Source organism: Streptomyces cylindrosporus, assembly GCF_022698165.1.
In the GTDB taxonomy this organism is placed as follows: Bacteria; Actinomycetota; Actinomycetes; order Streptomycetales; family Streptomycetaceae; genus Streptomyces; species Streptomyces cylindrosporus.
Window position 1 is genome coordinate 625,612 of sequence record NZ_JALDAY010000001.1, and the last position, 12,780, is coordinate 638,391.

15 protein-coding genes are annotated in these 12,780 nt (G+C 72.2%); 8 read left to right on the forward strand and 7 right to left on the reverse strand.

The genetic code is table 11. The features are described 5' to 3' along the window. Positions 1–102: 102 nt before the first annotated feature. Positions 103–747, reverse strand: coding sequence for an HNH endonuclease family protein (locus tag MQP27_RS02690; RefSeq protein WP_242760542.1), 645 nt, complete (start codon positions 745–747; stop codon positions 103–105). Positions 748–1,102: 355 nt separating this feature from the next. Here MQP27_RS02690 and MQP27_RS02695 point away from each other — a divergent pair, with 355 nt between their 5' ends. Together MQP27_RS02695 and MQP27_RS02700 are read left to right on the forward strand one after the other, a co-directional pair. Continuing rightward, complete coding sequence (locus MQP27_RS02695; protein ID WP_242760544.1) at positions 1,103–1,684, forward strand: TMEM165/GDT1 family protein; 582 nt, start codon at positions 1,103–1,105, stop codon at positions 1,682–1,684. 213 nt (positions 1,685–1,897) lie between these two features. Next, positions 1,898–2,566: an HAD family hydrolase gene (locus MQP27_RS02700; RefSeq protein ID WP_242760546.1), complete on the forward strand. Its 669-nt coding sequence runs from the start codon at positions 1,898–1,900 to the stop codon at positions 2,564–2,566. Positions 2,567–2,660: 94 nt separating this feature from the next. Here the strand turns inward: MQP27_RS02700 and MQP27_RS02705 are convergent, their stop codons facing one another. Next, on the reverse strand, positions 2,661–3,602 hold the full coding sequence (locus MQP27_RS02705; protein WP_242760553.1) for a peptidoglycan-binding domain-containing protein: 942 nt from the start codon (positions 3,600–3,602) through the stop codon (positions 2,661–2,663). Between the two features lie 208 nt (positions 3,603–3,810). Between MQP27_RS02705 and MQP27_RS02710 the strand changes: the two genes are divergently transcribed. Then, complete coding sequence (locus MQP27_RS02710; protein ID WP_242760555.1) at positions 3,811–5,859, forward strand: MFS transporter; 2,049 nt, start codon at positions 3,811–3,813, stop codon at positions 5,857–5,859. Between the two features lie 31 nt (positions 5,860–5,890). On the opposite strand, the gene MQP27_RS02715 is transcribed toward MQP27_RS02710, so the two are convergent. Next, positions 5,891–6,388 carry a GNAT family N-acetyltransferase gene (locus MQP27_RS02715; RefSeq protein ID WP_242760558.1) on the reverse strand — a complete coding sequence of 166 codons (498 nt, stop codon included), beginning with the start codon at positions 6,386–6,388 and terminating at the stop codon, positions 5,891–5,893. A gap of 85 nt (positions 6,389–6,473) precedes the next feature. Here MQP27_RS02715 and MQP27_RS02720 point away from each other — a divergent pair, with 85 nt between their 5' ends. After that, positions 6,474–7,193 carry a helix-turn-helix transcriptional regulator gene (locus MQP27_RS02720; protein ID WP_242760559.1) on the forward strand — a complete coding sequence of 240 codons (720 nt, stop codon included), beginning with the start codon at positions 6,474–6,476 and terminating at the stop codon, positions 7,191–7,193. A 100-nt stretch (positions 7,194–7,293) separates the two neighbouring features. Next, positions 7,294–7,704 carry a nuclear transport factor 2 family protein gene (locus MQP27_RS02725; RefSeq protein WP_242760560.1) on the forward strand — a complete coding sequence of 137 codons (411 nt, stop codon included), beginning with the start codon at positions 7,294–7,296 and terminating at the stop codon, positions 7,702–7,704. A gap of 3 nt (positions 7,705–7,707) precedes the next feature. Here the strand turns inward: MQP27_RS02725 and MQP27_RS02730 are convergent, their stop codons facing one another. Beyond that, the gene (locus MQP27_RS02730; protein WP_242761366.1) at positions 7,708–8,445 is read right to left on the reverse strand and encodes a class I SAM-dependent methyltransferase; all 738 of its coding nucleotides are present in this window, start codon (positions 8,443–8,445) and stop codon (positions 7,708–7,710) included. 141 nt (positions 8,446–8,586) lie between these two features. Here MQP27_RS02730 and MQP27_RS02735 point away from each other — a divergent pair, with 141 nt between their 5' ends. Further along, positions 8,587–9,273: a hypothetical protein gene (locus MQP27_RS02735; RefSeq protein WP_242760561.1), complete on the forward strand. Its 687-nt coding sequence runs from the start codon at positions 8,587–8,589 to the stop codon at positions 9,271–9,273. A 5-nt stretch (positions 9,274–9,278) separates the two neighbouring features. Then, the gene (locus MQP27_RS02740; RefSeq protein WP_242760562.1) at positions 9,279–9,965 is read left to right on the forward strand and encodes a hypothetical protein; all 687 of its coding nucleotides are present in this window, start codon (positions 9,279–9,281) and stop codon (positions 9,963–9,965) included. Between the two features lie 18 nt (positions 9,966–9,983). Here MQP27_RS02740 and MQP27_RS02745 read toward each other — a convergent pair whose 3' ends face one another. Next, entirely contained in the window at positions 9,984–10,391 is a 408-nt protein-coding gene (locus tag MQP27_RS02745; protein WP_242760564.1) for a DnaJ family domain-containing protein, read from the reverse strand. An 81-nt stretch (positions 10,392–10,472) separates the two neighbouring features. Here MQP27_RS02745 and MQP27_RS02750 point away from each other — a divergent pair, with 81 nt between their 5' ends. Beyond that, positions 10,473–10,862 carry a hypothetical protein gene (locus MQP27_RS02750; protein WP_242760566.1) on the forward strand — a complete coding sequence of 130 codons (390 nt, stop codon included), beginning with the start codon at positions 10,473–10,475 and terminating at the stop codon, positions 10,860–10,862. A gap of 19 nt (positions 10,863–10,881) precedes the next feature. Here the strand turns inward: MQP27_RS02750 and MQP27_RS02755 are convergent, their stop codons facing one another. After that, positions 10,882–11,553 (reverse strand): O-methyltransferase, encoded by a 672-nt coding sequence (locus tag MQP27_RS02755; RefSeq protein ID WP_242760567.1) that lies wholly within the window; start codon positions 11,551–11,553, stop codon positions 10,882–10,884. Between the two features lie 47 nt (positions 11,554–11,600). Then, a complete protein-coding gene (locus MQP27_RS02760) occupies positions 11,601–12,716 on the reverse strand; it encodes a DUF2330 domain-containing protein (protein WP_242760568.1) in 1,116 nt (371 codons plus the stop codon). Between the last annotated feature and the right edge of the window lie 64 nt (positions 12,717–12,780).

Here is a 12,780-nt window from a genome sequence, read left to right on the forward strand (position 1 = left end):
GGTGGGCGGGGAGGTTCCGGAGATCACGAGATCGTGGAGGTTGCGCGGATCCCGGGACCGTGGGGGGATCCGGAGGCTCCCCGGGGTGGCGGTCCGCCGGGGTCAGCAGCCGCTGAGGACCGAGCTGAGCTTGCTCTTCTCCGCGGAGTCGACCGAGAGGTCGTAGTAGTACTTCACCTGGACCCAGGCGCGGACGTAGGTGCAGGCGTACGAGCTGAGCGGGGGCATCCACTCGGCCGGGTCCTGGTCGCCCTTGGACTGGTTCACGTTGTCGGTGACGGCCAGCAGCTGCGGACGGGTCACGTCGTTGGCGAAGGCCTGGCGCTGGGCGGTGGTCCAGTTGCGGGCGCCGGAGTCCCAGGCCTCGGCGAGCGGGACGAGGTGGTCGATGTCGACGTCGGAGGCGGCGGTCCAGGTGGCGCCGTCGTAGACCGAGTACCAGGAGCCGCTCGTGGCGGTGCAGGCGGAGTTGACGACGACGTTCGAACCGTCGCGCTTGAGGATGTACTCACGGGTGTTGCAGGTGCCGCTGATGGTGATCCAGGTCGGGAACAGGTCCCGGTCGTAGCCGGTCCGGACCTCGGTCGCCACGGTCAGCGAGGCGAGGTAGGTGCGGGCGGTGGCGGCGCTGACGGGGGTAGGGAGCGCGGCGGACGCGGTCGGACCGTTGAAGAGTCCGACAGAAGCTATGAGTCCGGTAAGAGCCGCGAGTATGCTGAGTCGTCGACGCGCGTAGAACTTCGGCATTGCGAACTCCCTTGGGGTGTGGGGGCGTTGGAGTGCGAGCGTTGGAATGCTCGCGGGCCCGTGTTGCGGGGAGGTGAGTGTTCGGTAAGAAGTTAGTGACGCGTACATGACACGACAAGGTTCACGGTCGAACTTTCTCTCGCGTACAGTGGACGGCGCATGAAGGGGAGTAGCTCTTCGCCGGACCGTCGACATACTGCTCAGCTCGTCTGAGCCGGCGCCCGGAGGCGGGTCCCCAGCGGACCTCGCCAGCGAGACCTTCGGCAAGCAGTGCACTGACCGTGTGCTGCCCTGCCGAGGTGTCCGCACACAGGAACGCACTCTCGGTGGGGCAGCCCCGACCGATTGAGGAACCTTGATCAGCATCACCGTCACGGCGCTCGTCTTCGGCGTCGTCTTCCTCGCCGAGCTGCCGGACAAGACCGCGCTCGCCGGGCTCGTGCTCGGCACCCGTTACCGGGCGTCGTACGTCTTCGCCGGCGTCGCCGCCGCCTTCACCCTGCATGTCGTGCTGGCCGTCGCGGCCGGCAGCGTGCTGACCCTGCTGCCGCAGCGGATCGTGCACGCGGTGACCGGCCTCCTCTTCCTCGGCGGCGCGGCCGTGCTGCTGTTCAAGAAGGGCGACGACGACGAGGAGATCCGCAGGCCCGAGAACCAGTCCTTCTGGAAGGTCGCCGGGGCCGGTTTCATGCTCATCCTGGTCGCCGAGTTCGGGGACCTCACCCAGATCATGACGGCGAACCTCGCCGCGCGTTACGACGATCCGCTCTCCGTCGGCCTCGGGGCGGTGCTGGCGCTGTGGGCGGTGGCCGGGCTGGGCATCGTCGGCGGGAAGGCGCTGATGAAGCGGGTGCCGCTGGCGCTCATCACCAAGGTCGCGGCGCTGCTGATGACGGGGCTCGGGGTGTGGAGCCTCTGGGAGGCCCTGGCCGGCTGAGCTGAACGGTCGGTGAACTGTTGCTCAAGCCGGTGGCGGATGTCGCGCTGGTTTTGTACCGTGGAGAAACAAAGTGGTCCCCGTCCGTTTTCCCTGACCGGCGGACGGGGCCGCCTTGTCCCTGCCGGGGGCTCAGCCGTTGGCCCCTGCTTGGTTCCGCCTGGTTCCGCTTTGTTCTGCTTTGTTCCGAATCTCCGCGCCTTGGAGCTGCCGATGACGGTCACCACCGTGCCCACCGTCCTGACCGCCCGCGCCCTCCTGCTGGACATGGACGGCACCCTCGTGAACTCCGACGCCGTCGTCGAGCGCTGCTGGCGGCGCTGGTCCGAGCGGCACGGACTGGACGCCGACGAGGTGATGAAGGTCGTGCACGGGCGGCAGGGGTACGCGTCGATGGCGCTGCTGCTGCCGGACCGGCCGATGGAGCAGAACCACGCGGACAACGCGCGCATGCTGGCCGAGGAGACGGCCGACGTGGACGGTGTGGTGCCGATCGCCGGGGCCGGGGAGTTCCTCGCGTCGCTGCGGGGGCTGCCGCACGCGCTGGTGACCTCGGCGGATGTGCCGCTGTCGACGGCCCGGATGGCCGCGGCGGGGCTGGAGCTGCCGGAGGTGCGGGTGACCGCGGAGTGCGTCGGGGCCAGCAAGCCGGATCCCGAGGGGTTCCTGAAGGGGGCCGCCGAGCTGGGGGTCGATCCGGCCGACTGCGTGGTGTTCGAGGACTCCGCGGCGGGCATCGCGGCGGGGCGCTCCGCGGGGATGCGGGTCGTGGGGGTCGGGCCGCGGGCGGATTTCCATGAGCCGGATGTCGTGGTCCGGGATCTGACGCAGGTGCGGGTGGAAGCGGGCGCCGACGGGACGATTCGGCTGTATGTGCGGTAGGTGGGTGCTGGGGGCTGCCGCCCCCAGACCCCCGCTTCGGCCCTGAAGGGGCCTCGTCCTCAAACGCCGGACGGGCTGACTGGTCCCGGCGTTTTCACGGTTCCGTCGTCTCCGACTCCAGATGCGCCCGCGTCTCCAGGTCGTACACCCCGTACTCCTCCACCTGGATTCCCCTTGCCTGCTGGTATCTGGTGACCGCGTCCTCCACGCCCTCGTTGTAGTGGCCGCTCGCCTTCCTTGTGTAGAGGCCGAGTTGGGTGAGGCGGAGTTCCAGTTCCCTCACCTCGTCGCCGCTGTCGCCGCGGCGCAGGACCGGGGGTGCGGTCTGGCGGTCGTTGTCGGTGGCCGTGACCGTGCCCGTGGCGGTGACCGTCGGCGGGGGCTGGGTGGGGGTCGGCGAGGTGGACGGGCTCGGTGAGGCCGACTGCGACGGGGATGCCGAGGCGGAGGCCGTGGCCGACGGTGTGTGCGAGACCGGCGGGGGTGGCGCCGACGCCCTGTTCCCGGACGGTGATGCGGACGGCTCGCTCGGTGACGTGTCCGGGACGCTCGCCCGTACGTCGTCCGGGAGTGCCGTGTCCCGGGCCGGCGTCTCGTAGGAGAACAGGCCGCTCGCCAGGCCGGCCGCGGCGACCACGGCCACCAGGGCCCCGCCCGCGCCGAGCAGCACCGTGCGGCGGCGACGGATGCGCGGGCCGCCGCCCGGCTCGTCGTTCCCTGCCCTGCCGTGGCTGCCCTCGCCGGGCTCGAACAGCCGTAGATCCTGTGTGCTGGGCTCGGGCGGTGCGGATCCCGTGATCGCCCGCAGCGGCATCGTCGCCTCGGCGGCGGCCACCGGGACCTCCTGGGTGGCGCCGTCCAGCTCGACATACGGACGTATGCGCAGCGGGTCGAAGTCCTCCGCCGCGGCCGCCTGGGCCTCACGCGCGTCGCGCAGGGCCTCGGACGCCCGCTCCGTGCAGCCGCACGACGGGGTGTTGTCGGCCGCTCTGGGCGCACCGCACTCCGGGCACATGTGACCTTTCGGTTCTGTCACGCGTTCGTCCCTCCCTCCGCGCTCCCCTGGCGCCTGTCCGACGAACTCCAGAGATTATGCAGATCTCCTTCACCCCGTCTCCCACAAGCCCCCGGAATACCGGATTCCGCGGGACTCGACGGGACTCAACGGGACTCGCCAGGACTCGACGGGCCAAATCCGGTCACTCCACCCACGATGGAAGGCAGACCGAGAGTTGGGAGGCGTCATGGCAGGGGATGCGCCCGCGGTGACCGGGCACCGGCAGGAGGCACGGGACCCGCACGTGCCCAAGAACGTCCTCGTCTCGATCGGCGCCCTGCTGCTCGGGATGCTGCTCGCGGCCCTCGACCAGACGATCGTGTCGACCGCGCTGCCGACCATCGTCAGCGACCTCGGCGGCCTCGAACACCTGTCGTGGGTCGTGACGGCGTATCTGCTGGCCTCGACCGCCGCGACCCCGCTGTGGGGCAAACTCGGCGACCAGTACGGGCGCAAGCGGCTGTTCCAGATCGCCATCGTGATCTTCCTCATCGGCTCGGCGCTGTGCGGAATGGCCCAGAACATGGGCGAGTTGATCGCCTTCCGGGCTCTTCAGGGCCTGGGCGGCGGCGGGTTGATGGTGCTGTCCATGGCGATCGTGGGGGACGTCGTCCCGCCGCGTGAACGCGGGCGCTACCAGGGGCTGTTCGGGGCCGTGTTCGGCGCGACCAGTGTGCTCGGGCCGTTGCTCGGCGGGCTGTTCACCGAGCATCTGAGCTGGCGCTGGGTCTTCTACGTCAACCTGCCCGTCGGCGTCGTCGCGCTCGCCGTGATCGCCACGGTCCTGCGCATCCCGCGCAAGAGCACCCGGCACGTCATCGACTACCTCGGCACCTTCCTCATCGCCTCCGTCGCCACCTGCCTGGTCCTCGTCGCGTCCCTGGGCGGGACCACCTGGGGCTGGGGCTCGCCGCAGATCGTCGGGCTCGCCGTGCTGGGCGTCGTACTCGCCGCCGTGTTCGTGCTCGTCGAGCGCCGGGCCGCCGAACCCGTCCTCCCGCTCAAGCTGTTCACCATCCGCACCTTCACGCTCTCCGCCGTCATCAGCTTCATCGTCGGCTTCGCGATGTTCGGCGCGATGACCTATCTGCCGACCTTCCTCCAGGTCGTCCAGGGCGTCTCGCCGACCATGTCCGGCGTGCACATGCTGCCGATGGTCTTCGGCATGCTGATCTCCTCCACCGCCTCCGGCCAGATCGTCAGCCGGACGGGGAGGTGGAAGGTGTTCCCCGTCGCGGGGACCGGTGTCACCGCGCTCGGCCTGCTCCTCCTGCACCAGCTCGACGAGCACAGCTCCACCGCCGAGATGAGCACCTACTTCTTCGTCTTCGGCCTCGGACTCGGCCTGGTCATGCAGGTGTTGGTGCTCATCGTGCAGAACGCCGTCTCGTACGAGGACCTCGGCGTCGCCACCTCCGGCGCGACCTTCTTCCGCTCGATCGGCGCCTCCTTCGGCGTGGCGATCTTCGGCACGGTCTTCGCGAGCCGCCTCGGCGACAAGCTGGCGGACGCCTTCCGGGGCGTCCGGCTCCCGGCCGGCTTCTCGGCGGACACGCTCAAGTCCGACCCGCGCGGCATCGGTTCACTCCCACCCGCCCTGCGCGCACCCGCCCTGCACGCGTACGCGCAGTCCATCACCGACGTCTTCCTGTACGCCGCCCCCGTCGCCCTCCTCGGCTTCGTACTGGCGTGGTTCCTGAAGGAGGACCGGCTGCGCGGCTCCGTCACCGCGCCCGACCTCACCGAGACGCTCGCCAGCAACCCCGTCGAGCGGTCCTCCTACGACGAGGTGTGCCGCGCGCTGTCGCTGCTCGGCACCCGGGAGGGCCGCCGCGAGATCTACCGGAAGATCACCGAGCGGGCGGGCTACGACCTTCTGCCGGGCGCCAGTTGGCTGCTGCTGCGGATGAAGAAGTACGGCTGGGTCGAACCCGGCGTCCTCGCCGAGCGCAGCGCCGTCCCGCTGAACGTCATCCTCGCCGCCGCCCGGCAGGTCGAGGAACGCCGGCTCGCGGTCCGCGAAGGCCTCGACCTCGTACTGACCGACACCGGACGCGAGGTCGCCGAACGTCTCGCGCTGGCCCGCGAGGAGTCCCTGGCGGAACTGCTGGGCGACTGGTGGGGCCCGGACCGCCCCACCGATCTCGCCCAGCTGGTACGGCGGTTGAACGACGAGCTGTGCGGCTCGGAGAAGGAGCAGCCGCAGGACAACGGGCCGGTGGCCAGGCCGAGTTGAGCAGGACCGGACCCAGCCCCTCGGCTGGGGATCAGTCCAGCAGGTCCTTGCGGAACCAGTGCTCGGCGTACTTGTCGTCGTTGTGCGGCCCGGTCTCCGTGTAGCCGAGGCGGGCGTACAGGGTGCGGGCCTCCACCAGGTCGCTGCGGGTGTCGAGGACCAGTCGGCGGGCGCCCAGGTCGCGGGCGGCGGCCTCGGCGGCGCGTACGAGGAGCGGGGCGCCGCCCTCCCCGCGCATCTCCTCGTACACGAACACCCGGGTCAGCTCGGCGGTGTCGGCGTCCAGCAGCCGTACGCCCGCGCTGCCGGCCGGCTCACCGTCGTACCGCGCGACCAGCAACTGGCCGGAAGGCGGGGCGAGTTCCTCCCCGCGCGCGGCGGTGATCTCGCGCTCCAGCTCGGCCGGGTCGGTCCGGCGGCCCTCGTGCAGGAGGTACCAGCGGTCGCTGACCTCCGTGTAGTACGCCCGCCACAGGGCGGCGGCCGTGGGGGAGGCGACGGGTTCCGGGGCGACGGTCCAGTTGGTCATCGGGTCATTCTGCGGAGACGGCGTGCGGGGCGCGCAACCGAATATGCGTGACCCGTCCGGTGGGGAATTCCGCAGACTGGTCGCTATGAACCGCACCGATCGGCTCTACGCCCTGGTGGAGGAACTCCGTGCCGCCGCGCCCCGGCCGCGCAGCGCCCGTACGCTCGCCGCCCGCTTCGAGGTGAGCGTGCGCACCATCGAGCGGGACCTGGCGGCGCTCCAGCAGTCCGGCGTGCCGGTGTACGCCGAGCCGGGCCGGCGCGGCGGCTACGCCCTGGACCGGCAGCGGACCCTGCCGCCGCTCACCATCACGCCCGCCGAGGCCACCGCGCTCGCGGTCGGACTGCACGCGCTGGCGGGGACGCCGTTCGCGGCGGACGCGCGCAGCGCGCTGCAGAAGGTGCTCGCGGTGATGCCGGAACGGGAGCGGGCGGCCGCCGCCGAGATGACCGGCCGGGTCCAGCTCCTCGTACCGCCGGCCCGGGCGGCGCGGCCCGCGGAGCCGGTCGTGCCGGCGCCGCTGCGGGAGGCGCTCACGGCCGGGCGGGTGCTGCGGCTGGAGTACACCGACGCGGAGGGCACGCCGACCACGCGCGAGGTCGAGCCGATCGCCTTCCTCGGCGGTGACGAGCACTGGTACCTGGCGGGCTGGTGCCGCCTGCGGGAGGCGCCGCGCGGGTTCCGGCTGGACCGGATACGGGCGGTACGGGCACTGGAGGAGCGGGTGCCGGAGCGGTCGGTGGACCTGGCCGAGCTGGACACGCTCGGGTCGGACCTGGTTCCGCTGGGCGAGTTCGGGGTGTGACGGCAATCACCGACATAGGGGTGTCGCGGGGGGAGGGGAGGCTGGTGGGAGATCGCCTGGGCGCCTGACCTGGGCGGACTCGTCAGGAAAGGTCAGTACTATGTCACATAGCACTGCTGCTGTCGCCCCTCTCACCCCGGAAACCGGCACCGCCCTCGTGGCCCGCTGGACCACCCTCTGGAACGGCGACTACTCCACCCCCGAAGCCTTCCTCGCCCCCGACTTCCGCATCCGCTTCGGCAGCAACCCCGAGGACTCCGGCACCGACGGCATCCGCGGCCCCGCCGCCATCGTCGAGATGATCGCCGGCCACCGCACCACTCACCCCGGCCGCCGTTACGCCGTCGACGGCACCCCCACCGTGGACCCCCTGCTCGGCCGCGTCGCCGCCTGCTGGCACGTGACCCGCCCCGACGGCACCCAGAAGAGCGGCATCGACCTGTTCGAGGTGGTGGACGGCCGCATAGCGACGGTGTGGTCGGTGACGGGGGTACGCAGGTTCGCGGCCTGAGCGTCACGCCCCCAGCGCGACGAGGCGATACAGCGGATCCGGGCGGGGCGTGTCCGGGCCGGGCAGTGCGGCGAGCCCCCGCACCAGCCCCGTCACCTCCTCCGAGCCGGCCTCCGCGCACCACGGGATCCGGCCCGCCTCGATCACCTCCCCCCATCGGCGTGGGCTGCGGCCCTGGCCGGTGCCGGCGAAGACCGTCTCGCCGACGAGGTCCAGGCCGTGCCCGGCGGCCCGGGCGAGCAGCCGGGCGGAGTGGTCGGGCACGTGCGGCGCGTGTCGGTGGCGCAGTTCCGCCGTGAGCCGGGCTACATCGCTGTCCTCGGCGAAGTACGCGTCGTCCTTGTCGACGGTGGTGATCAGCCGCCCGCCCGGCCGCAGCACCCTGGCCGCCTCGGCCAGCACCGCGGCCGGGTCGGGCAGCAGGTGCAGCAGCCAGACGAGTACGACGGCGTCCACGCTGTCCGTCGCGACCGGCAGCCGCGTGGCGTCGCCGCACACCACGCCGCCCGCCACCCGCCGGGCGGCCACGCCGAGCATCCCGGGGGAGCGGTCGACGCCGAGTACCGTGCGGTCCGGGCGGAGCAGCCTCCTGGTCACGATGCCCGTGCCGCAGCCGACGTCCAGCAGCCTGCACGGACCCGGCGGCAGCAACCGTTCCAGGGCGTCCGCCGCGGCCCCGGCCCGCGCCTCGCCGCCGCGCGAGGCGTCGTACTCCCGCGCCTCACCGTCGTAGTCGAGCATCTGTGGCATCTGTCGTCCCTTCCCGTGCCCTTCCCGTGCCTGGAACAGCCCGCACACCCCCGCCGACGCAGTTTGGGCGGGGGCTGCCTGGCAACCCGGTGGGGGAACCGGCCCGTTGGGCCGACCCACCGGAAGGCACCCATGTCCACAGGCATGATCATTGCTCTGATCGTGATCGTGGCGGTCGTGGCCCTCGTCGCGGCCGCCTTCGCCCTGCGTGCCCGGGGCCCGCGCGGCGGCCGGGACCTCAAGCGCCGATTCGGACCCGAGTACGACCGGACGCTGGCCCGGCACGACGGGGACGCCAAGGCCGCCGAGCGTGAACTGGCCGAGCGGGTGGAGCGGCACGGGTCGCTCCGCCGGCGCCCGCTCGACGCCGGGCAGCGTCAGGAGTTCGAGCAGCGCTGGGCGGCCGCGCAGGAGCGGTTCGTCGACTCGCCGCGGGAGGCCGTGGCCGACGCGGACCGGCTGCTCGCCGAGCTCGCCGCCGCGCGCGGTTTCCCGGACGGCGGCCAGTACGAGGAGCAGCTCTCCGCGCTCTCCGTTCACCACGCCCACCACGTCCACGGCTACCGGCACGTCCACCGCGTCGCACGCGTCGGCGTGAGCGGGACGGACGGCGACCGGGCGGACACGGAGGAGCTGCGGGAGGCCATGGTCGAGGCCCGCGCCCTCTTCGAGGACCTCACGGCCCCGAACCGCCACGACGGTCGCGACGGCCAGGACGAAGGCTCCAGGGCACCCGCCGCCACCCGCACCGACGGCCACAAGGAGAGCCGCGGCCATCTGCCGTGGGCCCTCAACCGACGTCACGCGAAGGGGAGTTGAGTGACATGACGGACATGACGACCGGCCCCGCGGGGCCGGGCAGGCACAGCGACGACGACAAGGGGAGCGGGCGGACGGTGGCACCGACGCCCTCCGAGGCGACCGAGGACGAGACCACCACCGGCACCACCACCGGCAAGGGCACAGGCGCCCGCACCGGCGCGTCCATCACGCCCGAGGAAGCCGCCGACAGGGGCACCGGCCGCCCGGTGGCCCCCACACCGCCCGAGGCGGCCGACGGGCCCACCGGCAGGACCGGAACCGCCGGCACACCCACCGCCACCGGCCAGGGTTCCACCGGCCGCACCATCACCCCGACCCCACCCGAGGTGACCGAAGAAGCCGCCACCTCCGGCAGCGGTCCCGGCACCGGCACCCACTCCGCCACCCGCGACGGCAGCCGCCCCGTTGCCCGTCTCCTCCCGCACGACGAGTGCGACAAGCTGGAGCTGCGGCTGCGCAACGCCGTGTCCGGGTTCGTCGACGGGCCCCAGGACGCCGTCCGGGAGGCCGACCAGGTCGTCGAGGAGATCGCCGGCCGCTTCGCCGAGGCGGTCACCCGGCGCCGGCGCGCCCTGCGCACCTCCTGGCAGGACGGCAACCGCTCCGCACCCGAACACCCCGACACCGAGCAACTCCGCCTGGCCCTGCGGGACTACCGTGAGCTGGCCGAGCGGCTGCTGCACAGCTGACCCACCCCGCTAGGACGCTTACGACGCCGACCGCCGCTCGCGCCACTCCCGTACGACCTCCTCGACGTCGTACGGCTTCATCCCGAGCGGCGGACCCGGCGGCGGTTTGAACATCATGTCGCGGATCTTGACGTTCACGTCGGTGACGATCTTCCGGGCGATCCGCTCCGAGGGCGCCGCGTACGCCGCGGTCAGCGCGTCCTCGGCCTCCTTGCGCAGGGCCAGCGTCGGCGGCAGCACCGACAGCCCCTCGCGGGCCATCTTCTGCTTGATCCACCACAGTTCGTCGTACGTGGTGTCGGTGCCGGCGGGCAACGGCTTGCCCGCACCCGACAGTTGGGTGAACTCCCCGCGCGCCTCGGCGTCCCGGATCTGCTTGTCGACCCAGGACTCCCACGCGACACCCGGTGGCTTTCGCTCGGTCATGACTCCATTGTGCCGGACGTGACCTGGCCGGGCGATTTATCATGCGGCGGCTGTGTAAGCACACTTCAAGAGGAGCAGCACGTGCTCGAACTGACCATGGCCACCGTGTCCGGGGAAGAGGGGGCCACGGCAGGCATGCAGATGGCCGACGCGCCCAGCGAGCCGGGCGCCGTGCTGCGGATGGGGCGGGACAAGTCCGTGTGCCGTCTGGTCTCGCCCGACGACTGGCTGTTCGTGTCGAGGGTCCATCTGGAGTTCCTGTGCGGCCCGGAGGGGACCTGGCAGGTGACCTGGCTGCGCGGCTCGCAGCCCGACCCGTCCTCCGAAGTCCGGCTCGTCGTCGGGGAGTACGCGCAGACGCTCGCCTACGGCGGCACGGTGGCGCTGCCCAGGGGCGGCAACGGCGAGATCGTCGTCCGCGACCGCACCGCCCCGCGCAGCGTCAACGTCGGCTTCTACCACGAGTTCTGAGCACCGGGCTAAGCCAGGGCTACGCCAGCACGCGCGCCAGTGCGAAGCCGTCGTGGCCCTTGCTGCCCACCGTCTGCAGCGCCGTGCCGGTCAACCTCGGGTGGCTGCCGATCAGTTCGATCGCGGCCCGGCTGCCCAGCACGTCCGGCGAGGTGCTGTGGGCGTCGGCGACCCGGCCCTGCCGTACGACGTTGTCCACCACGATCAGGCTGCCCGCGCTGGTCAGGCGGAGCGCCCATTCCAGGTAATGCGGGTTGTTGCTCTTGTCGGCGTCGATGAAGACCAGGTCGAAGGGGGCCGGGTTCTCGTCGGCGAGCTTGGGCAGCGACTCCAGGGCGGGGCCCACCCGCACCTGGACGAGCGCGTCGAGGCCCGCCCGCGCGATGTTGCGGGTGGCGACCTCGGCGTGCCTGGCGCTGTACTCCAGGGAGATCAGCCTGCCGTCCGCGGGCAGGGCGCGGGCCAGCCAGATGGTGCTGTAGCCGCCGAGGGTGCCGATCTCCAGGATGGTGCGGGCGCCCTGGATCTGCGCCAGGAGGTGCAGGAACTTGCCCTGGGACGGCGTGACGGCGACGTCCGGCAGCCCGGCCGCCGCACTGTCGCGCAGGGCCGCCTCCAGAGCCTCGTCGTTCGGTGCGAGGTGGGTGGTGAAGTAGTCGTCGACGTCGTCCCAAGCCTGAGACTCGCTCATTCACCTGTGCCTTTCGGATGGCTAGTTAAAGCTTCTAACTAGCCAGGCTAACGAACATCCGCCGCGTGTGCGGCGGGTGGCCGCCGGGTGCGTCGTACGGCGAACACCGCCCCGGCCGTGACGGCCCCCGCGAGCACCCCGACGACCGTCAGCAGCCACGCCGGGACGCCCGCCACCAGGCGCAGGTGGTCCTCGTAGATCACCTGCCGGAAGGCGGTGTCGGCGGACGCCCGGCGCAGCACGTGGTCGCCGGAGATCGCCGACGGGGTCGGGAACTCCTGGCCGATCGCGGTGAGGAACGGCGCGCCCGCGGCCAGCTCGGCCAGCGGGCCGGACCTCGCCGTGACGCGCCCGGCGAAGGTGATCCGGGGCCGGGAGCCGCCGATCGCCGAGCTCGGCTCCATGCGGTGCGCGGACAGGACGTACAGGCCGAGGGACTGCGGGGTGGCGGCGAGCCGGGACAGGCGCATCGGGTAGACCGGCTGCCGGGAGGCGAAGGTGAGGTGCAGCGGGTCGAGGGTGCCGTTCAGGGCGGTGCCGGCGGTCTCGGGGGCCAGGCGGACGGCGACGTACTCCCAGCGGTGGTCCACGTACGGCTGGAGTGCGCCGGTGAGGCGGGGCGGCATGGTGAAGCCGTTGGTGCCGAGCCAGCCGTTCAGGGCGGCCGGGTCGGTGGCGGTCAGGCGGGCCACGTCGAAGGGGCCGAGCTTCTGGCGGCCGACCACGCCGACGCCGGGCGGCCGGGCGCCCGCGCCCGGCGGGCCGCCGACGCTGTCGCGGCCGGTCGTCAGCGGCCAGTCGCCGGTCTGCGGCCAGAAGTGGTAGCGGTCCCGGCGGACCGGCGCGGTGGCCGCCCTGAGCTGGGTGAACAGCTGCGGGTCGGCCAGCTCCACGGTCGCCCGGTGCGGGACCGGCATGATCCAGGCGGCCCGGTCGGTGTCGCCGTCCACCGTCAGGCTCATCACGATCTGCTCCCGGCGCCCGTCCCAGCGCACCACGGACTCCTCGCGGCCGACGCTCACCCGCTGCGCCGCGCCCGGGATCAGCGCGCCGCAGCCGCAGGCGTAGGCCGGTGCGATCAGGGAACCCAGTTGGACGGTCAGGAGGACCACCAGGACCGTCGCTAAGCGCGCCCGCACCCATTTCCGCAGGAAACCGGCCATATCCCGCACCCTCCGAGGTCCCATGGACAGGTCTTCCGACGTTACGGGGCGTGACGGGCGGCGC